Genomic DNA, 21,028 nt, shown 5'->3' on the forward strand with positions numbered 1-21,028 from the left:
CATGACAGCAGATATTCTGGATATAAGCATTATTGTCTTGATTGTCCTATCGGCTATTATTGGTTTGATTAGGGGGTTTGTCAGGGAAGCTTTTTCCCTGATAACGTGGTTGGCTGCCGCTGCATTTGCCTTTTTTTACTATGAGAAATTGGCGGTGCATGTACCTTTTGAAGGGCAGGGTAAGCTCGGACAAGTCGTTATCGCTTTCGTTATTATTTTTCTCGGTGTGTTGATTGTCGGTTCTATTATTAACCACTTACTCAGCGCGGCGGTTTCTTCCGTCGGTTTGGGAGGAATTGATTATCTGTTGGGTGGTGCTTTCGGTATTGTACGGGGTGGTTTGATTGTTACCTTGTTAGTACTGTTGTTTAGTGCAGTGGGGCATTATTCCAAAGAAGCTTGGTGGGCAGATTCACGGTTGATGCCGTGGTTTGAGGATAGTGCCGAGGCTTTGAAGGAAATGATCCCTAATAAGCTCCCGGAAGAGCTGCCTGGTATTTTTCCGAGTAAGCCGTAGAGGGTTGTCTGAAAAATAGCGGGTGAATCATGCAGCCATGCGCTTAATCGTGCATGGCTGTTTTGTTTTGACGGGGTTAGAATATGACGTTTTCGTTTCACCGGAAGGCTTGTTATGTGCGGAATTATCGGGATTATCGGCCATGAACCTGTTAATCAGGCAATTTATGATGGCCTGACGGTTTTACAACACCGTGGACAGGATGCCGCAGGAATTGTGACCAGTGATGGCAGAAAATTGTATTTACGTCGTGATAACGGTTTGGTGAAAGACGTTTTCAATGAACGTCATATGGCGATGTTACAAGGTAATATGGGGATAGGGCATGTGCGTTACCCAACGGCGGGGTCATCGTCTTCTGCTGAAGCCCAGCCGTTTTATGTGAATAGCCCTTATGGTATTTCTTTGGCGCACAATGGCAATCTCACCAATGCCCATGTGCTGAAGAAAGAATTATACCGGCAAGATCGCCGTCAAATTAATACGGAGTCCGATTCTGAAATTCTGTTGAATGTCTTTGCGCAGGAGTTGCTGCGTCAAGATGCGTTGCATGTACGCCCTGAAGATATTTTTTCAGCAGTCGAAGGTGTGCATCGCCGTTGCAAGGGTGCGTATGCGGTTGTTGCTATGTTGACTCGTGATGGTTTGGTGGGTTTCCGCGACCCGAATGGTATTCGTCCGTTGGTTTACGGGGTACGTGAAACACCGCATGGTAAAGAATTCATGTTAGCCTCCGAAAGTGTGGCATTGGATGTGCAGGGCTACCGTTTAGTGCGCGATATTGAGCCGGGTGAGGCAATTTTCATCCGCCCCGATGGTCAGGTATTTACGCGCCAATGTGCCAAGAACCCGCGTTATAGCACCTGTATCTTTGAATACGTGTACTTTGCCCGCCCTGATTCGATTATCGACAATGTATTCGTGCACAAAGCACGGATGCGCATGGGGCGCAAAATGGCAGAAATGGTGATGCGTGACTGGCCGGATAATGACATTGATGTGGTAATCCCCATTCCTGACACTAGCCGTACCTCTGCGCTGGAAATGGCTTATACCTTGGGTGTGCCGTATCGCGAAGGCTTTATCAAGAACCGCTACATTGGGCGCACCTTTATTATGCCGGGGCAAGCCAAGCGCAAAAAATCGGTACGCCAGAAACTCAACCCCTTAGCCTTAGAATTCAAAGGCAAAAACGTGATGTTGGTGGATGATTCGATTGTGCGTGGTACAACTTCCGGCGAGATTGTGCAAATGGCACGCGACGCAGGGGCGCGAAAAGTGTATTTTGCTTCTGTGTCGCCGCCGATCAAGTTTCCCAATATTTACGGGATTGATATGCCCGCTGCCAAGGAACTTATTGCGCACGGGCGTACCGAAGAGGAAGTAGGGCAAGCGATTGGGGTTGATCGCTTGGTGTATTTACCACTGGAAGATTTGATTGCAGCAGTGAGTAAAGGCAACCCGCGCTTGAAAGATTTTGACTGTTCCGTTTTCACTGGGCATTACGCCACGGGTGAAAACGGTGACTATTTTGCTGAACTAGAGGCTTTACGTAATGACGCAGAACAAACAAAACGCGAAAAAAATATGGCTGCCATTGATATTTGCAACAGTGATTAACAGCGGTTTGGTGATGGCTGAACCCGATAGCTTACCGCTGAATATCCCCGCACCCAGCGCAGATACCGGTGGTAATCAGCGGTTTGCGCCGATTATTGCGGATGTTTCACAGCGTTTCCCGACCTATTCGGCAGCACGTGTGTTAGTTGTCGATGCGACAGCCCAGAAACTGTTTTTGATCGAAAACGGTCAGGCCGTCAGCGAGTGGGTGATTTCCACTGCCACCAATGGTGTGGGGAGTGCGAAGGGAAGCCAGCAAACTCCGTTAGGCGTACACCGTGTGGCACAAAAATTGGGTGATGGTGCGCCGTTAGGAACAATCTTCAAAGCCCGTCAAAACAGTGGGCGTATTGCGCAGATTCTTACCGGTGCGGATGAGCGCAGTACGGCTGATAATGTTACCACCCGCATTTTGTGGTTGGATGGCTTGGAGCCGGGTCTTAATAAAGGCGGTAATGTGGATTCGTATGAACGTTACATTTACATTCACGGCACGGACGAAGAAGGCAGGCTAGGCAACCCCGCCTCACACGGTTGCATTCGGATGCGCAATCAGGATGTGATTGATTTGTTTAACCGGGTGGATGAAGACACTTTGGTGGTGATTACCCAAAAACGCGAGGGATAGGCGTTGATTCAGAACGAATGGGACTTTGAAACGCTGGCAGTGCGTGCCGGTCATGTGCGTACCAACGAAGGTGAGCATTCGGAAGCAATCTTTCCGACTTCCAGCTTTGTGTTCAGCAGTGCAGCGGAAGCTGCTGCGCGTTTCGGTGGTACTGAACCTGGGAATATCTATGCACGTTTCACCAACCCAACGGTGCGCTATTTTCAGGAACGCCTCGCGGCGTTAGAGGGTGGTGAAAGCTGTGTGGCTACTTCGTCGGGCATGTCTGCGATTTTGGCGGTGATGTTGGGGTTGTTGAAGGCAGGAGATCATGTCGTGTGTTCTCGTGCTGTCTTCGGTACAACCACGTTATTGTTACAAAACATCATTGGCAAATTTGGTATCACTTTCAGTTTTGTTGATTTAACAGATATGGCAGCGTGGGAGGCAGCCTTGCAACCGAATACACGCTTGCTGTTTGTTGAAACTCCTGCTAATCCGCTAACGGAGATTGTTGATATTCGTGCCTTAGCGGATTTGGCGCATGGGAATGGTAGTCTGCTGGTGGTCGATAATTGTTTTTGCACACCTGCGTTGCAACGTCCGCTGGCGTTGGGAGCGGATATTGTGGTGCACTCTGCCACTAAGTATTTGGATGGGCAAGGGCGTGCTTTGGGGGGGGCTGTCGTTGGTGATAAGGAGCGCGTAGGTCGGGATATTTTTGGGGTCTTACGTAATGGTGGTGTGACGATGAGTCCCTTTAATGCATGGATATTCCTGAAAGGCATAGAAACACTGGCATTGCGTATGCGAGCACACTGTGATAATGCTATGCAGCTTGCACAATGGCTAGAAAATCACCCTGCTGTTGAACAAGTATATTACCCCGGTTTGGTATCGCACCCACAGCATGTATTGGCGCAGCAACAACAAAGTGGTTTCGGTGGAATTGTGTCATTTGTCGTGAAAGGCGGGCAAGAGGCGGCTTGGAAAGTGATTGACGCAACGCAAATGCTATCGATTACAGCGAATTTGGGAGATACCAAAACCACGATTACGCATCCTGCTACCACAACGCACGGTAGGTTGACGCCAGAGCAAAAAGCGCAAGCAGGTATTGCCGCAGGTTTGGTGCGTCTATCAGTAGGGTTGGAAAGTATCCATGATATTCAGCGTGACCTTAAGCGCGGGCTGGATTTAGCTTAATCGGGTAGGCGGAAGGTGGGGAGTTTAAATTCCCGCCTGACCTCGTTCAGTTCTAAAAAAGTCTCTAATTCTTCAGGAACCAAGCGGAAGCGATAGCCGTTATCACCGGGGTAAGGCTCGGTGTGGTCGCATTTGCCATCCATAATGGCTGCGGGTATTTCCACAAAGGCTTGGCATTCTCGGTCAGGGTCATCTTCCAGAAAATGCTGACAAAATACACAAACGGGGGGGAGTATACAGCTCATGGTTCAGCCTCTTCTTCAGCCGGATCGTCAGGTTTTGCCGTGGGGATACGGTATTTCTCTAACAAAGCATCATGTTCCTTTTCTGCCAGTTGACGATTAATGACTACCTGATAGCCGGTTTCATTTTCCAATACAATGGTTTTTTGTGAGCCATCTTTGACTAAAGATTGAAAATATGTCCAGCTACTGAAGGTTTCACCATTGACGGTACTAAGGGTCATGGGGGCGACATCATGAAAACCAATATTACTCGCCGCAGGAAGCACTTGCACGATTTGCACGGTGTCGGCTTCGATGGGTGGTGCGCCGGTTTCTTCTTCGGTGGCGGGCACACATTCGGGCAGTTTACGGCTGGCTAGGAAGACAAAACCACCAAAAATGAAGTAACGCGCTGAACTTTCCTTGAGGTTTTTTGCTAACGATTTTTTGTTCAATTCGAGGTTTTGGTTAATGCGTTTGCCGCTACGAATAATATCGAGACTCACAATATCATTCAATTGATGCAAGTCGATGTGGCTTTGAAAATTACTGTACTGCTTGCCATTGGTTTGAATAAAGTTGGTTTCGGTGATGGGTTTGCCGTCAATAGCAGTGATGACATCACCGGGCAAGAGTAAGAGGGCGGCATCGCTATTGGCGCAGAGCTGGTTAATCAGAATGCCGTTCTGGTCGGGCGTCAGGCGGTAGTATTGTTTGTGAGTGGGGTTGGTAATGAATTGGTAGTCTACCCATAATTCAGGGATGCCATCGAGTGTGCCGTCGCGAAGGTCTTCGAGTAACTGTTTGATGCGTGCCGTGGGGATCAGGTAGCCGATATTTTGGGTAGTGGTTTTGGCAATTTCCGGGGCAATTTCGGAGACGATACCGATGACTTTGCCAGCTACCAGTGCAGGGCTACCCAGACTGCCACTGTAAATATCGGCATCCACTTGTATCGCTTGAAAGGTGAGGCCGCTGTGGGTGTAGGTTTGGTATTCGATACGCGACACTATACCTGTCGTAATGCTGAGCTTGTTGCCACCTACCGGATAGCCATACAGGCTGACTTTATCTTCCGGCTTGGGTAAATCACCCAATGGTAACGGGGGGTGTTTGTCGAAAAAGGTTTCATCCTTAAGGGTCAACAGCGCAAGGTTTACTTCGTGCGAAATGCTGTCTACTTCAGCTTCAAACGTTTTAGGACTATCGTGGGGGCGAATGCTGATATAAACCGCATTGCCGACCAGTTGTGCGGTGGTGAGGATGCGTTTGCCTTCGACAATAAAGCCAGTGGCAATCCAGCTTTTCGAGGTTGTATTCCAGGGGGAAGCTGTATCGTATTGGCGGGTATGGACGGTGATTTCGACCACTGAGGCCGCAGGGTCTGGCGTGGCTATCGCATCAGCAGGGGAGGTTAGCGGATACACCATGCCGAAGAGGATGAGTAAGGTGTAAAAGAACGGGCGTTTTTTATTCCGTAGTATCTTAATGTTTAACATTTATTGCCCCGCCATTCGTCCTTGAATGGTTGTTATCATACCAGCATTCACGTGAACCTTAGTAGACTCCTGTGGACAGAAAGTGCATACAGGTGCTGATAGGCAACTCATGGGAGTGATCCTTAAAACGTGATGGCAGAACCGTTAATGGTGTAGTGCAAAACACTGGCCAAACCGCGCGGTTCTACGCCTGCGCGTTTGGTTGGCAGGTGATTTTTAGCCGGTAATAAGCTGCATACCTGATCACAGGCGGAACAAATGTATAGTTTCCCTTCAAGTTCTAAATAGTTACTGACCAATTCTTCGAGCGGGGGAAATCCGGGGGCATGGATGCCGTGCGTGTGACCTTCGTAAGCCCAAAAGCTGCCATCCCCAACCAGAAAAACGTGCGAATTCATATCCATGGCGATGGCCGAACAGGCGGCTGAAAATGCGAGGGTGGCGCGTTTGCCCGCATCTTCGTTACCGGTGGTGAGGATGACTACGCAGTGGCGCGGGGCAAGATAATTATCCATGGTGGTTTCTCGCGGTTAAATAAAATCTGGAATTGAATAACCTTAATGGTAGTGGGGTGGCAAGAATGGGCAATGCTACTTTCGTACTACTAAGGTGGCTGGGTCAGTCCAATAGGGTGGTTTATCAGATGCAAGTTTTTGTGTGTGTAGCCTGAATCTGTACTACTAGTGTTAAGAGTGAGCAATCATAGAGCGTTATGCAGTTGAATATGCCGGTGCACCATCCTGTAAAGTACGGGGTGATGGTGGAAGGCTATTATCTAGCAATGAATCAGATAAATTATGTGCCGACGTTTGCGTTGCTACCTTATCTCAAAATATGAAGAAAGGCAGGAAAGATGCACAACAAATTCAAGTGGTGATCTTCCCCTTCCCTCCCACTTCAAAAGTTGTGGCAACCCTTACTGTTGGGTTAACTGCCATGTGCCACCTCCTGTGGTTGCTTTGGTATAGCCCCATGTTCCCGTGAGGGTTTTTCCTTGTTGTTGGCTGGAGAGTTTGCCTTGCCCAAAATAATCATCCCCCCAGCGCCATGTGTATTCGAGATCATTACCCTGCACTTTACCTTCTAGGGTTACGGCACCTAGCCCTACGGTATACGTGCCGGTGACGGTATCACCGTTGCGGGTCAAAACCATTTTGGTATTCAAGCCCACCGCCTTTTCATCTATCCACTCACCTACAAATATGCCACTGAAAATAGCCGCTACTGCCGAATCTTCACCAGGCAACTTCGCTAACTCACCGACCCGGCGGGGTTGCAACATATCCACGCGGGTGGAAAGTCCGATTTTGCGCAGCGCGGCTTGCACCCCCTCATCACCCAGCAGGCAGCTCACGGTGTGTCTCTCTTTCGTTGATAGTGGCGGCGGGCAACTCATGTTGCCTAACTCATCACTGACGGTGGCCAATGCCGCCAAGGTTTGTTTGCGGTTAGTCGAACCTGCGGCAAAACGTGCCGCATTTTGCTTAATATTGCCCGCTATTGCCGCAATGCGCGGTGGGTTTAAGGGATGGGTGCGATTGGCTTGATGTTGGTTGAAATCGCTATCCCCAACAAAAGGCTCTAAATGCGCTAGCACAAAGAAATAGAAACTTGCCCCTGTTGGTGCTTCTCCCATTTGCTGCATGATGCCTAACGCAAAGGCATCGGCATCTTGTTCCAAACGTTTGGATTGGCTCAGTGATGTGGCATCATACCCAGGATGTTGGTGGTAGATATGCCCTAATTCATGCCCCAAAATGAAGACGATCATGCTGCCAAACAATGACTGAAAACGTTCTGCCACTGCCGTTTCATCTAAGGCATTGGCAGGAATACCAAGAGTCTCCAAGGGTGTATGAGCGGTGTTCTGTAACGAGTCAGGCCACTGGTATTTGATCAGGGCAAGGTAATCGCTAACGGGTTGGATGTCATAACCCTTAACGTTTAACCATGCATAAGCCACGGCAATATCCCGTAGAAACCTGATGCTCGAAACGGGCATGACAACCCGCTTACTCTTGGGATCGGAGAAAAAGTTAGCGATGTGTTCGGGGGATTCCAAAGGGAATTCAATGCTGACACCTGACAAACGGGTGCGTTGTTCGGCAGTCAGTATTTTGGGAATATCGTCCACCAATATAGCGCGAATATCGGGGGTGGAGCGTGCGGCAGTCTGTTCCAAGGTTGCCTTGCTATAGAATCCTTGCCAGCGATCTTCCGGTGTTTTCTTAGCCATGACTAACGGTACGATGATAGCGCACGCAGTGGCGGCGGCAACCCAGCTCAGCCATTTCATGATGTACCAGCGCCGTAGATTTCGGCAGGTTCAGTTAGCTCGTCTGGCGGTGGGAGTGTCGCCCCGTTATTGACCCATTGTTCAAACGTTGTGAACGATCCCCAGCGGTCTTGCCAAATGGCCCGCAATATTTTTTGCTTACTGTAATCATGAGCAAGATCCAGTATTTTACGGTCATCTGCATGTAAATCAGGACGCAGTGCTTTCACCCAGTCAACATTCAGGGTGTAAATTTGTGTACGTGCTTCGGTCATCATTCTCGCCTGCTCTGAAGCTGTTCCAGGCGTTCCAGACGCCATTCCACGTATCTCTTGGGTTTTGTTGAAAGCCGTTGTATTGCCAGCGGTATCTTGGGTGGTGCGGGATTCGTGTGATACTAGCTCAATTTTGCTGAGGAGCGATGCACCCACAATCATGGCACCAAATAGCGCGAAAAATACGCCGGGGCCGATACGGCTGAGGTAGATGCTCACGCCTCCCGGTAGGATGACTTTGCCCGAACTGTCTGTCTGTATAGGTAGTTCAATAAATAGACGATAGCCTAGATAAACGGCAAACCCACCAATCAATACACCCAGTATCCGTTCCGCTATCCGTAGGGCAAACTCTTCCATAACATACCTCAGTTAATTAATAAGCGGGGGCAGAAGGTGCATGATAGGAATAGGCTTTTTTGCCTGCACACCACCACACATAATTTTTTACATAACAGGATTCGATGACGCAACTTTCCCCATAATGGGCTTCGCATCCGGCTAAGGCATTGGCGGTGGCTTCGGCTTTGGTGCTGCCGGAATACCACGGACTCCATGTTGCCCATGCAGCGGTAGAAATGGATATGAACACGAGTAAAGTTAAGGTTTTCATGGTAATTCCTCGGTGGTTATTGATCAGGAATATTCACTGATTAGCTTCAATCTAGCCGACTAAGGTTGTTCGTCAATACGACTTTCGTATTACTACTGGAAACCGTCAATCATGGTTTAGCACGTGCTTATCGGGATGCTTGATGATTATGTCCAGTAACACCAAAAATTCAGCAAGGTTCTGCTATTTCCGGCTGCGAACCCTGACTATCAATAAACCCGCTCAATTCTTTTTCCGTCAATGCTTTTGCCTGTACCGTCAGCAATTTTCCCTGTGGGTCATAGAATAAGAATGTGGGTGTGCCGATAAAGTTTTTCTCGGCTGTGGCAAACAAGTATTGATCCATTTCCTGCTTGTCGCTTAGCAGGTTGGGGAATGTCAGGTGCTGTTCCCCAATAAAGGTTTGTGCATCGGCTTTGCCTTGCGTGCCATCCACAGAAATCCCGACAATATCCACCTCCGGGTGGGCGGTTTTGAAATTGACAATGTGTTGAATGCTCAGTTGGCACATGCGGCAATCGGATGCCCAGATTTCAACGACTGTCCATTTGCCCTTGCCAACCAATGTTTGGATATTGGTGGGTTTATCATTCATATCCGTCATGGCATAGGCTGATGCCATCAGGGGTATCAGGCATAGACACAGGACGCTAATCCATTGGTGTTTCATGTTATGCATGGGGGTAATCTCACGGTTTGGTATTCGCTCGTCTCCCTGATGTTAGCTAATGCGTAAAGCAGGGCAATGCTACTTTCGTATTATTCAGTTCGGTTAATAATCGCCTATAAACAGAATAAAGCCCGCCACACCACAGGATTCCGCCATGACAACCCAACCTAACCCTACTCTCCACCTCGAACAAGTCAAGCTGCTTTACCGCAATCTGAATGTGGTGATTCCCGGCAATGTGTTTGTGTTGGTTTGTATCATTTGGGTGGCTTGGTCGGAAGCTGGCACGCTGCAATGGGTGCTGTGGGGGGGCGCTATGCTGTTAATGCTGTTGCGTTACCTCGATGGTCGTCAGTTTCAACGGGCACAAAAGCAGCAGGCTACCGTCGACCCCCGTTATTGGGAAAAACGTTTCAGCATTGCGATGTTTTTAGCAGGGACATTGTGGGGACTGATTTTCCTCAGTTTATTTGTGATCGAAAAACCGGATGTCGCGTTGTTTGTGTTGTGTTTTTATGGCGGTTTGATTGCGTCTGCCAGTGCGACCAGTGCCCCGCGATTTCCCGCTTTTGTTGCTTATGTTTTACCAATGACGCTGTTGCTGATGTTTAGGATACTTCAGGTTGGGGAGTCGCTTTACAACGTGATGGCGTTTGCTTTTCTGATTTTTATTTTGGTGAGTAGCCTTATTTGCCTGACCTACAGCCGTATTATCCGTGAATCTATTTGCCTGCGTTTCGAGAATATGGCGTTGATTACCCATCTTGAAGCCGAAAAAGCCGTTGCCGAAAAAAATCAGCAAATTGCCGAGCAAGCGGTATTCGCCAAAGACAAATTCCTTGCCGCCGCCAGCCACGACCTGCGCCAACCATTGCACGCGCAAGGTTTGTATTTGGATGCGATTGAAACCTACGTCCACCCCAAAGGCGTGGCGCATTTGCAGGCATTGCGCCGCACCAATGATGCGCTTTCCAACCTGTTCAACAGCCTGCTGGATGTGTCGCGTTTGAATGCCGGAATTGTCGAAGTGCAGCTCAATCACACCCGCTTGCTTGAAATTGTGCAGCCTTTGCACGAAGAGTTCAAAACTCATGCGGCTGAAAAAGACCTCAGCCTGCTGTTAGACTGCCCGAATTTGACCGTTTTCACAGACCCCTTGCTGTTGGGGCGTATCTTGCGCAATTTGCTGGCAAACGCGGTGCGTTACACCCAGCGCGGTAGTATCACCCTGACGTGCCAAGCAACGGCTAACGATGCTGTTAGGATTGCGGTGCAGGATACGGGGATCGGCATTCCTGCCAACGAGCAGGCAAATATTTTTGATGAGTATTATCAACTTGATAACCCTGAGCGTGACCGTAGTAAAGGCTTGGGGCTGGGTTTGGCCATCGTCAAAAAACTCGCCGATTTATTGGGTTTAACCTTAACCTGCGAATCCCGCGTCGGCAGTGGTTCAACCTTTGCGCTGGACGTGCCGCAAGGGGATGTCAGCTTGCTGTATCAAATGCCGTCGGTTGCCAGTACGGTGCATGTTGCGGGCGTGCATGTATTGGTGATTGATGACGAACGTGAAATCCTCCACAGCATGGCTTTCTTGTTGAAAAGTTGGGGGTGTTTGACGATCACAGCCGAATCCGCCGCCGAAGCCTTGGAAAAGATTAACCAGACCGGGCTGCAACCGGATTTGATCATGGCGGATTACCGGTTGCGTGAAGGCAAAACCGGCGCGGAGGCGATTACGGCGGTGCGGCAATATTGCCAGCGTGCCATTCCCGCGATGCTGATTACCGGCGATACCAGCGAAGAGCGTTTGCGGGAAGCCAGGGCAAGCGGTTTGTATTTGCTGCACAAGCCGGTTGCGCCGAGTCGCTTGCGCACGGTCATGAATCAATTGTTGAAACAAGCGGCATTCGGCTGAAAACCTTGCACTCTGTCCAAATACTGCCCCCGTTGGTGTTAAGTGTACTAACATTGACAGCAGAGGGATCACTACAATAACACGACGGCAAAGTGGTAACAGCAGGGGTATGTATGCAAACAGCAGTAGTGGTGGAAGATATTGCCGAAACGGGTATCTGGCTCCGGGGTCTTTTGGGTGAAGCGTTTCCGGGGATTCGGGTAACAGTGTGTGGGGATTGCCGCACGGCACGGGCGTGTTTGGCGGAATTGCGCCCGGATTTGGCGTTGGTGGATATTAGCTTGCCTGATGGCAATGGCTTGAGTTTGATTCCGCTGATTTTGCAGGCATCGCCACAGGCTGCGGTGGTGGTGACGAGTATTTTGGATGATCAGGAACACATTCTAAGTGCGTTGCAGACGGGGGCGAGCGGTTATTTGCTCAAGGATTTGCCGGAAGATCAGTTCATCCATAAGTTGCAGGGTATTTTGCGCGGTGATCCGCCGTTGTCGCCGAAAGTGGCGCGGAAGGTGCTGCAATATTTTAACGGGGCAGGGAGTGCTGTGCCGGTTGCGGTTGAGCCGGTGTTGCCGATGGAGGGCTTGTCATCCCGCGAGGTTGAGGTGTTGGTGCTGATTGGCAAAGGCTTGAGCCGCCGTGAAGTGAGTGAATTGCTGCATGTGTCGGATAACACCATTGCGACGCATGTGCGTAATGTTTACCGCAAGCTCAATATCTCCAGTCGGGCAGAGGCGGCGTTGGAAGCCTGTCGGATGGGATTGATCAGCACGGAGTTGTGACATGGTAGTAGCAGATTGGCGGGAAAAACTGGCATTATCACCCGCCAGCGTCATGCTGCTAACGTTGTTATTCATCGTGCTGACCCAAGGTGCGGCGGTTTATACCCTGCTGCAACAGCCTTGGACGGGATTGCGCTTAGAGCCAGATACGGCGTCGGGGTTTGTGCGGGTCGTCGCGGTTGACCCCGGTTCACCGGCGGATGGCAATATTCCGGTCAGCGTAATCCTGACCAGTTTAACCGTGGCAGATGAGAAGATTCCACTGACCTCAAACTTGTTCATGTACGCTTTTCTCCAACAAAACTACCGCACGTATGAAATTTCTCTCAATCATCAAGTCAATATCAATCAGGGTTTGGTTTCAGGTAAGTTATTGACGCTGACTGATCAGAATAACCAGCAATACGTACTTATTCCCCAACGACAAACACCGCTTCATTCAATCCCAGTGTACTTCTGGGTTTTTCTCGCTACCTTTTCGATTATTCCATTATTGAGTGCGTTTGTTTGGAGTTATAAGCCTAATACGCGAGGCGTGGCTTTCTTGTTTTTTGCGGGAGTAGGGTGTTATGGGTTTCATTTTGTTGGAACACTCAATTTTGCCAAAGAGTTTTTCTTTGATAGGCAAATAACAGAATTTTTATTAATTGTAGAATTGGTTTTTCTGAATATTTATATACCGTCCATATTTACATTGATGTCATTGTATCCGCATAAGTTATTTCCTTATAAGTTTTTAGTGGTTTTTTTGGCATTGCATTCCTTTTATTCAGTGAACTTTTATTTTTCTTGGTTTGCATTGCCTGAGTATTATTTGGCTTTGCAGTCTGTTGTACCATTCGGTTTTGGTTTGATTGCAAGTCAAATACAAGTTAAGCGAAGTCTGCATGATCCAATTGAACGCACAGTTTCCAGAATCATACAGTTGTCGATGACTCTGCCCTTTGTCCCCATTATTTTGTTACACATACTGCCGATTGCCTTCGGACAAGAACCTTGGCTTAACAAAAATTTTGCTCAGATTTTAGGAGGAACATCCTTTATCGGACTGGCTATCGGGATTTTGCGGTTTCGTTTGTTTGAGGTGGAATATTGGTGGTTCAAGTCGTGGCTGTGGTTATTGGGCGGTTGCGTGGTGGTGTTGGTCGATCTGCTGCTGATTGGCTTGCTGAATACGCCGCAATTGTATGCGCTGGGCTTGTCGGTAGTGCTGACGGGGTTTTTGTATTTCCCGCTGCGCCAGTGGTTGCTTGGCAAGTGGATGCCGCTGGAAAACCAGAGCTTGCAAGACTTTTTGGCACTATTCAGCACGTCGTTGGCAGCGGCAGATTCGTCCGAAGCGTTTGAGCAGGGTTGGCAAGCATTGCTGCAAGCGCGGTTTGCCCCGCAACACCTGACACGGCAAGTAGCGACCTTGACCCAGCCGCAACTGGAGGGCAACGGTCTGAGCCTGCGCGTGCCTGCGCTCACCAGTGCTGCCGTTTACCAACTGAGTGGCAAGCAAATGGCTTCGCGTTTGTTCAACAAAGCCGACGTGAAAACGGTGACAGCCTTGCTGGACATTGCTCGCATGGCACGCAATGCCAGCGATGCCCGTGAACAAGCAGTACGCGAGGAGCGTGAACGTTTGTTGCACGATTTAAACGCCACAGTCGGTGCAAAGCTGCGGCGTTTGGCGGATGACTTGCCCGAAGCCGAACACCGTGAAGCCACCGAAGACGCCTTGCAAGCACTGGATGCCACCGTAAAACTGTCGCTGCAAGCCGACCCCTTTAGCCTGCAAGCACATTTGCAGGCATGGCAGGTAGAAATCGCACACCGCACCGCTGCCGCCGCCGTGCAACTCGATTGGCAGGTCGACGACGGTTTGCAGCAGGGTGAACTGTCCTCCAAGCAAGCGCTGGAGTTGACACAATTTTTGCGGGAAGCGGTGACGAATGCCCTCAAACACGCGCAACCTTCGCGCTTAACCGTGCGTTTTGCGCGTGAGGCAGGGAGCTTGCAAGTCAGTATCAGCAACGATGGTAAAATTCAGCCACCCGACACTTGGCAAGCCGGAACGGGGATGAGCGGCATGGCAGCGCGGATGCGTACTTTGCACGGCGAATGGCACATCCAACACCTTGCGCCACAAGGTTATGTGCGGCTGGATGCCTTGATACCCCTGCTGAGGTACGAATGATGCAACGCTTGCACCCTTGGCATGTCACGGTATTGACCCTGTTATTGGGAATGTTGGTGGAGGGCGCTGCACTCTTCCTGTTGCTGCATCAGCCTTGGTTGGGGATACGGGTTGCGCCGGATGTTGCTTCCGGTTTTGTGCAGGTCAAAGCGGCCGCGGCAGGTTCACCGGCAGCAGGCGTGGTATCAGCGGGGGTGGTGTTGACCACTATTCAACAGGGACAGGTGCAAGTGCCACTGACTCAAACCTTGTTTCTGCCTGCTTTTTTCAGCAAAACCCATGCGGATTATCAGGCGTATCTGGCGAATCAAACTACCATCCATCGCGTATTAAGCAACGGTAGTCCGGTGGTGTTGCGGGACAATCAGGGGCGTGATTATGCCGTGATGCCTGCACAAACCACGCCGTTATCGGCATTGCCCAGTGGCTTTTGGGTATTTTCGGGTATTTTTATGTTAGTGCCTCTGGTGGGCGCATTTGTGTGGGGATACCGCCGTGGGGAAGTGGCAACACGCGCCTTGTTAATGGGCAGTATCGGGCATTATATTTTCTTCATGCTGGGGACACTTCATCTCAGCAAAGAGCTGGCATTTTCAGGGGGTAGTGCGGAATGGCTGGCATTGCTGGAAGTCATGAGTTTGAATGTTTATATCCTAGCGTTTAATGTGTTATTTGCTAAATACCCGAATCCCGTCATTCAGAATAATCGGGTGTTTTATGTATTGGGGGCAATTTCACTCGTGTTGATCCTGAATTTTCAGTTTGCATGGGTTGATTTACCGATTCACAATTTTTTGTGGCAGTCGTTTCCACCGTTTATGATGGCACTGGTTTTCAGTTATCAGCAGGTGCGCAGTAGTCGGGCTGATCCCATTAACCGTACCATTGCGCGTATTACCCAGTTTTCGATTATTTTCCCCTTCTTGCCTATCATGTTTCTCTACGTGTTGCCGTTATTACTGAACATGCAGCCTTTGGTGAGTCAGGATATGTCACGGGTATTGGGGTCAGTGGTCTTTGTGGGTTTGGGCATTGCGACGTTGCGCTACCGTTTGTTTGAGGTGGAACAGTGGTGGTTCAAGGTGTGGCTGTGGTTGTTGGGCGGCATTTTGGTGGGTGTGATCGACATTGTATTGGTGGGGCTGTTGCACACGTCACACGTTTATTCTTTGGGGTTTGCGGTGATTGTGGCGGGCTTTGTGTATTTCCCGCTACGCCAATGGCTGCTGGGGAAACTGATGCCCTTGGACAGTCAATCAGTGCAGGATTTTTTGCCGACGTTCAGTGCCTTGATGGGCAGTGCAGTGTCGCGTGAGGCATTTGGGCAACGTTGGCAAATGGCGTTGAGTACCCGCTTTCAGCCCTTGCATATCACGCGGCAACCGCAGGCTTTAGCCGCAGCGACCTTGGCGGAAAACGGTCTGCATCTGGATGTGCCTAATTTGTACGGCGATGCGAGTTTGCGTTTGACGGGCAAGCAACAGGGGATGCGGCTGTTCGGTCGGGCTGACCTCAAAACGGTTGCGTCATTGCTGGCGATTGCCCGCATTGCCAGTAACGCCAGCGACACGCGCCAGCAAGCCGTGCTGATGGAGCGAACCCGCATTATGCGCGACCTGCATGACACAGTGGGGGCGAAATTGCTGACGCTTTCCCATACCCTGCCTACGCCGCGTCATCGGCAGGCGGCACAGGAATCCCTGCAAACCTTGCGTGACATTATCAATTTGACGTTGCATAAAGCGCCGTTTTTATTGGGTGAATACTTAGCGGATTGGCGGGCTGAAACGGTTGAGCGCACGGAAGCAGCAGGGGTGCAACTGCATTGGTGGGTAGACCCGGCCTTAGAAGGCTTGGAACTGCGGCCGGGGCAAATGGTGGAATTGTTGCTGTTTGTGCGCGATACCACTAGGCGCTTGCTGCAATCACCCGCTGTGGCCCAGCTTGATGTGCATTGCGAGCGGGTGGGCGACCAGTTAAACCTGAGTGTGAGGGCGGCGGATAACCCGCAGTTAACGGCGACATGTACACTGAATTTCACCTGAACGGGTGAGGTTGTGGCGTAGCGATAGAGCTACACTCGACTGATAAACAGAAGGACTTGCGAGAAAGATAACGGAGGGGGAAGGGAGCATGAAGATGAATATCCTAATCCTTGATGATCATCCTTTATTTGCCGAAGCGATGCGACAGGTGTTATTGCGGCTGGGCAACCATGTGTTTGTCCAGATGGCTGACAGTGTAGGGCGGGCATTGGCGTTTATTGACAGTGGCAAATGCTACGATTTGATTTTACTGGATTTAAAACTGCCGGGGCTGGATGGCTTTGCATTTATGCGGGTATTGCATGAGCGGTTGGTGACCGCACCGCTGATTGTGGTATCGGCCTCAGAAGATCGAGCTAAGGTGCAACAAGTGATGGCGGCAGGGGCGATGGGCTACATCCCAAAATCGTCAGACGCAAAAACGATGCTCAATGTGATCCATCAAGTGATGGCGGGCAACCCGTGTTTTCCGGCAACGTCGGCGGAAGTGATCCATTTTCCGGCACGCGCCACCACTGCACCTGCCAGTGTTGGTATCAGTCACCGCCAGTTTGATATTTTGCAGTTGATGGAAAAAGGTTTGTCCAACAAAGCGATGGCAGATACGTTGGACATTGCCGAATCCACCGTTAAGATTCACGTCTCCAAGCTGATTGCGGCATTAGCTGTCCACAATCGGCTGGCGTGTGTGATGGAGGCGCAGCGCTTGGGAATTCTGTGACTCAGGCAGTAGTGTGGTATTGCTTGCCCAGTTCATGCACGGCATCCACGAGTACGCCCACCTTTTCCGGGTCGATATGCTGGTGAATGCCATGCCCCAGATTGAACACATGCCCAGAACCTTGCCCGTAACCCGCCAATATATCTGCCACTTGCTGACGAATCACTTCCGGTGAGGCATACAATACGCAAGGATCCATATTGCCTTGCAGTGCAACTTTATCGCCCACACGAGCGCGTGCCTCGGCAATATTAATCGTCCAATCCAGCCCCAAACCATCGCAACCCGTCTCCGTCATTGGTTCGAGCCATTGCGCCCCGCCTTTGGTGAACAGGATAACGGGAACTTTGCGCCCGTCGTTTTCACGGGTCACACCATCAACGATTTTCTGCATGTAACGCAGTGAAAATTCGCGGTAAGTAGCGGGTGTCAACGAGCCGCCCCACGTATCAAAGATCATTGCCGCTTGTGCACCGGCTGCAATTTGCGCATTCAGGTACAGGATAATGCTATCCGCGAGCTTGTCCAGCAGCAAGTGCAGGGCTGTGGGGGTGTCATACAACATGCCTTTTATTTTGGCGAATTCCTTGCTGGAACAGCCTTCCACCATGTACGTGGCGAGCGTCCACGGACTGCCGGTGAAACCGATCAGGGGAACACGACCATCGAGTTCGCGGCGGATGGTGCGTACTGCATTCATCACGTACTGCAATTCACCTTCAGGGTCGGGGATGCCGATTTTTTCAATATCTGCCATGCTTTGCACGGGGTTGGTGAAACGCGGGCCTTCGCCTTCCGAGAAATACAAGCCTAAGCCCATTGCATCGGGAACGGTGAGGATGTCAGAAAACAGGATTGCTGCATCCAGCGCGTAACGCTCCAGCGGTTGTAGGGTGACTTCGCAGGCAAGGTCGGCATTTTTGCACAAATCCATGAAACTGCCAGCGCGAGCGCGGGTAGCACGGTATTCAGGCAAATAACGCCCGGCTTGACGCATGATCCAAATGGGCGTGGTATCAACCGGCTGTTTCAGGAGTGCGCGTAAAAAACGGTCGTTTTTGAGTTCGGTCATATCGACACCCCTGAACTAAATGCGTAGAAGATTGGCGGGTGTTAGCCGCCGAGGCGGGTCTTGATGAGTCCGCTCACTTGCCCCATGTCGGTACGGCCTTGCGCTTTGGGTTTCAGCCAAGTCATGACTTTGCCCATATCACGCACAGATGCTGCGCCAGTTTCAGTAACAGCTTGCTGAATGAGATCATCCAATTCGGCAGCACTGAGGGGTTGCGGAAGGTAGGTCTGGATAATGCCCAGTTCATATTCTTCCTGAGTGACCAAATCGGTGCGGCCTGCATCGCTGTATTGGCGGATGGATTCGCGGCGCTGTTTACACATTTTGTCCAACACCACCAACACGGCGGTATCGTCCATCTCAGTGCGCGTATCCACTTCTTGCTGCTTAATCGCAGCGAGAATCAGACGGATAACACCAAGCTGCGCCTTTTCATGCGCACGCATGGCGGTTTTCATGTCTTCGGTGATTTGTGCCTTGAGGCTCATATCAGAACAGACGCACGCGACGGTTTAGGTCACGGGAAATGCGCTTCAGGTTGCGCTTAACAGCCGCAGCACGCATACGCTTGCGTACAGAGGTAGGCTTTTCATAGAATTCACGGGCGCGGACATCAGCTACAACGCCAGCTTTTTCACAGGTGCGCTTGAAACGGCGCAGAGCAACTTCAAAAGGTTCGGTATCACGTACTTTTACACTAGGCATACAAATCTGTCTCAAATCCACAATTGAGTAAAGCGCGAGATTATACCCGCCTGCCAGCTAAATGCAAAACAATAAGTAGACGACGGGTAAAAGTAGTGGGGGCAACCTTGCCCCCACTGTATCGCCTTGTTAATGCTGCTGGTTAGCCAAACAAGTGTCTGGTTTCCTCGCAAGACTTGGAGGAAAGTGCCTGAAGTTGTTTCAAGCCTTCAGTCGTCCCTTCCAGCAGGTGTTTTTCCAAACGCTCTGGCTTCATTTCCAGCATGAGTTTTAGCCCGGCTTCTAAGCTCCCACCATTGGCGAACAAGGCGGCTGACGTCGCCCGGATAGCACCGCCCAATACCACTGCCTCGAACATCTCCGGCGGCGGGCAACTCAGGCAAGGGTCAGGTCGGGGCGGAATCGGGCGGTTAGGCATCGGCAGCAACAGGTAGCGCTCAATCAAGCGTTCCCGCAACTTCAGGTCTAACAGACCCAGCCAGTCGAATACGAATTGTGTGACCCAGCATGAGCCATACAATCCGATTAAGCGTTTGCGGAACACCAGCCCGGCATCCAGCAGATTGACTTTGGGGTGGAATTCTTCAATGCCGGGGTAAGAGTACAGGCTCTCCAGCGTATGGAAGAAGAAGCAATGGCGCGGAATCTCCGGTGGGGCTAACCAGACCGCCAGATTCAGGTAATAGCGCTTGATCTTTTCCCAGTTAGCACCGCCAGCCGCTTCGATTTGGGTGATATTGATATTCATCCAGTGATGCCAAGTGGAATCGGTCGCTACCCGCCCGACATTGGCACGATGACCGTCATACACATTGATCATGGCAAACCGCTTGGCAGGCGAATCCCCTTTTGCGTGCTGCAAGGGCGGGTCAGCTAAGGTTGTTCCGTGCGCAATGACCATCGGCAGGGGTTGTACCCCGCCTGCTGCCGGGTATTCTGCCCCCGTAACCCCAGCCCCGAAATTGTAGTTATTGCCCAAGGTGATAGCCGCTAACCCTACATCGGGTTGTGGCACATGGTCAAACACCACCCCTTCATGGGCATGGTCGGGCATCACATCAATCGGGCCTAAGGTCGGGTGGCACAATACCGGATGCGGGCGTTTACGGATATGCCAAGGGGAAGAAGAGAAGGATAACCACGCCTTCCATTGAATAGGTTGTGGTACTGCATCGCTTTGACGGTCGAATTCAATGGTTTCTGTACCTGCCATTTCTGCGGCATTGGCAGGGCGATTGGTATCAATCCGCAACGCTGTACCAATCGGTGGCACGCCTTGCGCATTCGTCCAGGCCCGCATAGTGCCGACACGCGGAATGCGGTGACACATGGAAGCCCCTAAGTAATCATGGTCGCCAGTGGCAAATACCCCGCCTTTACGGTTATTCATCCAGGTTGTCAACACGGCTAATTCGGCATTGCTGGCAGGTAACGCACCCGGTGCAGTGATATTTGCATCAGAACCGCCGAAATTGTCCGGTTTGAAGCCGAAACACCATACCTCATCATACGCATCAATTACCCGCCCACCGGCAGGTAGCGTGCTGTCAAAGCGGAACCCAAGGTATTTAGCCGCCGTGCCAACGGGACTGGCAACGACGCTAAAGGGTACATTGGAACGTACCCCAACATCGACCTGGAAGTGCATACAACCAACGGATGTGTCACGCAGCAAACGGATCACGCGCTCAATCCCGAAGGCATTTGCCCCCGGTGACAGGCTAATTTCGTTATCCACAACGATTAAAATATTTACCCGGCTACGCAGGTATTTCAGCAAATAATCAGACAATGCCGGGCGGGCAATGTCTATCACATGGTGTAAGTCCATTCGGAAAGCCCTCGCATTAGTGGTGAGAAAGGTGCAGGTTGACCTGCCCTTGCATTATCGGTTGCTTTAGCGAGGTAAAAAATAACGCAAATACGGGGTTTTTCAGGTGGCTTATCCCTAGGTTAAGGGAGGTGTTTGCTACGGCTGTCCCATAAAAAAACCGCCACACAGTTACCCATGTGGCGGTCAAGGTGCAGATTGTTGTATTCCCCAATACACGCTGTTCGTATGAGCAACAATAGCACCTGACTAGCAGAGCGCGAATCCCC

At 50.7% G+C, this 21,028-nt stretch carries 20 protein-coding genes; 9 read left to right on the forward strand and 11 right to left on the reverse strand.

Annotation, left to right across the window (positions count from 1 at the left end):
* Position 1 precedes the first annotated feature (1 nt).
* From BLV87_RS10345 to BLV87_RS10360, 4 genes are all read left to right on the forward strand, one after another.
* Positions 2 to 517 carry a CvpA family protein gene (locus BLV87_RS10345; RefSeq protein ID WP_093068396.1) on the forward strand — a complete coding sequence of 172 codons (516 nt, stop codon included), beginning with the start codon at positions 2 to 4 and terminating at the stop codon, positions 515 to 517.
* A gap of 114 nt (positions 518 to 631) precedes the next feature.
* Positions 632 to 2,137 (forward strand): amidophosphoribosyltransferase, encoded by a 1,506-nt coding sequence (gene purF / locus BLV87_RS10350; RefSeq protein ID WP_093068398.1) that lies wholly within the window; start codon positions 632 to 634, stop codon positions 2,135 to 2,137.
* Positions 2,138 to 2,150: 13 nt separating this feature from the next.
* A complete protein-coding gene (locus tag BLV87_RS10355) occupies positions 2,151 to 2,765 on the forward strand; it encodes a L,D-transpeptidase (RefSeq protein WP_093068683.1) in 615 nt (204 codons plus the stop codon).
* Between the two features lie 6 nt (positions 2,766 to 2,771).
* Positions 2,772 to 3,950, forward strand: coding sequence for an O-succinylhomoserine sulfhydrylase (locus BLV87_RS10360; protein WP_217629981.1), 1,179 nt, complete (start codon positions 2,772 to 2,774; stop codon positions 3,948 to 3,950).
* Here the strand turns inward: BLV87_RS10360 and BLV87_RS10365 are convergent.
* The 7 genes from BLV87_RS10365 to BLV87_RS10395 form a co-directional block, all read right to left on the reverse strand.
* Positions 3,947 to 4,195 (reverse strand): hypothetical protein, encoded by a 249-nt coding sequence (locus BLV87_RS10365; protein ID WP_093068403.1) that lies wholly within the window; start codon positions 4,193 to 4,195, stop codon positions 3,947 to 3,949. The genes BLV87_RS10360 and BLV87_RS10365 overlap by 4 nt on opposite strands.
* Positions 4,192 to 5,673: a S1C family serine protease gene (locus BLV87_RS10370; RefSeq protein WP_093068406.1), complete on the reverse strand. Its 1,482-nt coding sequence runs from the start codon at positions 5,671 to 5,673 to the stop codon at positions 4,192 to 4,194. The genes BLV87_RS10365 and BLV87_RS10370 overlap by 4 nt, the downstream gene beginning before the upstream one ends.
* A gap of 122 nt (positions 5,674 to 5,795) precedes the next feature.
* The gene (locus BLV87_RS10375) at positions 5,796 to 6,188 is read right to left on the reverse strand and encodes a DsrE family protein (protein WP_093068409.1); all 393 of its coding nucleotides are present in this window, start codon (positions 6,186 to 6,188) and stop codon (positions 5,796 to 5,798) included.
* 401 nt (positions 6,189 to 6,589) lie between these two features.
* On the reverse strand, positions 6,590 to 7,969 hold the full coding sequence (locus BLV87_RS10380) for a M48 family metalloprotease (protein ID WP_093068412.1): 1,380 nt from the start codon (positions 7,967 to 7,969) through the stop codon (positions 6,590 to 6,592).
* Positions 7,966 to 8,583, reverse strand: coding sequence for a hypothetical protein (locus BLV87_RS10385; RefSeq protein WP_093068415.1), 618 nt, complete (start codon positions 8,581 to 8,583; stop codon positions 7,966 to 7,968). The genes BLV87_RS10380 and BLV87_RS10385 overlap by 4 nt, the downstream gene beginning before the upstream one ends.
* A 16-nt stretch (positions 8,584 to 8,599) precedes the next feature.
* Positions 8,600 to 8,836 carry a hypothetical protein gene (locus BLV87_RS10390; RefSeq protein WP_093068418.1) on the reverse strand — a complete coding sequence of 79 codons (237 nt, stop codon included), beginning with the start codon at positions 8,834 to 8,836 and terminating at the stop codon, positions 8,600 to 8,602.
* Between the two features lie 169 nt (positions 8,837 to 9,005).
* On the reverse strand, positions 9,006 to 9,458 hold the full coding sequence (locus BLV87_RS10395) for a TlpA family protein disulfide reductase (RefSeq protein WP_245706991.1): 453 nt from the start codon (positions 9,456 to 9,458) through the stop codon (positions 9,006 to 9,008).
* A gap of 202 nt (positions 9,459 to 9,660) precedes the next feature.
* Between BLV87_RS10395 and BLV87_RS10400 the strand changes: the two genes are divergently transcribed.
* The 5 genes from BLV87_RS10400 to BLV87_RS10420 all read left to right on the forward strand — a co-directional run bounded on the left by BLV87_RS10400 (position 9,661) and on the right by BLV87_RS10420 (position 17,151).
* Entirely contained in the window at positions 9,661 to 11,424 is a 1,764-nt protein-coding gene (locus BLV87_RS10400; protein WP_093068424.1) for an ATP-binding response regulator, read from the forward strand.
* Positions 11,425 to 11,537: 113 nt separating this feature from the next.
* The gene (locus tag BLV87_RS10405) at positions 11,538 to 12,203 is read left to right on the forward strand and encodes a response regulator transcription factor (protein WP_093068426.1); all 666 of its coding nucleotides are present in this window, start codon (positions 11,538 to 11,540) and stop codon (positions 12,201 to 12,203) included.
* A 1-nt stretch (position 12,204) separates the two neighbouring features.
* Positions 12,205 to 14,385: a sensor histidine kinase gene (locus BLV87_RS10410; RefSeq protein WP_093068429.1), complete on the forward strand. Its 2,181-nt coding sequence runs from the start codon at positions 12,205 to 12,207 to the stop codon at positions 14,383 to 14,385.
* On the forward strand, positions 14,382 to 16,430 hold the full coding sequence (locus tag BLV87_RS10415) for a sensor histidine kinase (RefSeq protein ID WP_139282158.1): 2,049 nt from the start codon (positions 14,382 to 14,384) through the stop codon (positions 16,428 to 16,430). The genes BLV87_RS10410 and BLV87_RS10415 overlap by 4 nt, the downstream gene beginning before the upstream one ends.
* 94 nt (positions 16,431 to 16,524) lie before the next feature.
* Positions 16,525 to 17,151, forward strand: coding sequence for a response regulator (locus BLV87_RS10420; protein WP_093068435.1), 627 nt, complete (start codon positions 16,525 to 16,527; stop codon positions 17,149 to 17,151).
* A 1-nt stretch (position 17,152) separates the two neighbouring features.
* Here the strand turns inward: BLV87_RS10420 and hemE are convergent, their stop codons facing one another.
* The 4 genes from hemE to BLV87_RS10440 form a co-directional block, all read right to left on the reverse strand.
* Positions 17,153 to 18,223, reverse strand: coding sequence for a uroporphyrinogen decarboxylase (gene hemE / locus BLV87_RS10425; RefSeq protein WP_093068438.1), 1,071 nt, complete (start codon positions 18,221 to 18,223; stop codon positions 17,153 to 17,155).
* Between the two features lie 41 nt (positions 18,224 to 18,264).
* Positions 18,265 to 18,711, reverse strand: coding sequence for a GatB/YqeY domain-containing protein (locus tag BLV87_RS10430; RefSeq protein WP_093068441.1), 447 nt, complete (start codon positions 18,709 to 18,711; stop codon positions 18,265 to 18,267).
* Between the two features lies 1 nt (position 18,712).
* On the reverse strand, positions 18,713 to 18,928 hold the full coding sequence (rpsU, locus tag BLV87_RS10435) for a 30S ribosomal protein S21 (RefSeq protein ID WP_093068446.1): 216 nt from the start codon (positions 18,926 to 18,928) through the stop codon (positions 18,713 to 18,715).
* A 142-nt stretch (positions 18,929 to 19,070) separates the two neighbouring features.
* Positions 19,071 to 20,759 carry a hypothetical protein gene (locus BLV87_RS10440; protein WP_093068449.1) on the reverse strand — a complete coding sequence of 563 codons (1,689 nt, stop codon included), beginning with the start codon at positions 20,757 to 20,759 and terminating at the stop codon, positions 19,071 to 19,073.
* Between the last annotated feature and the right edge of the window lie 269 nt (positions 20,760 to 21,028).

This window comes from Thiothrix caldifontis (genome assembly GCF_900107695.1).
Taxonomy (GTDB): domain Bacteria; phylum Pseudomonadota; class Gammaproteobacteria; order Thiotrichales; family Thiotrichaceae; genus Thiothrix; species Thiothrix caldifontis.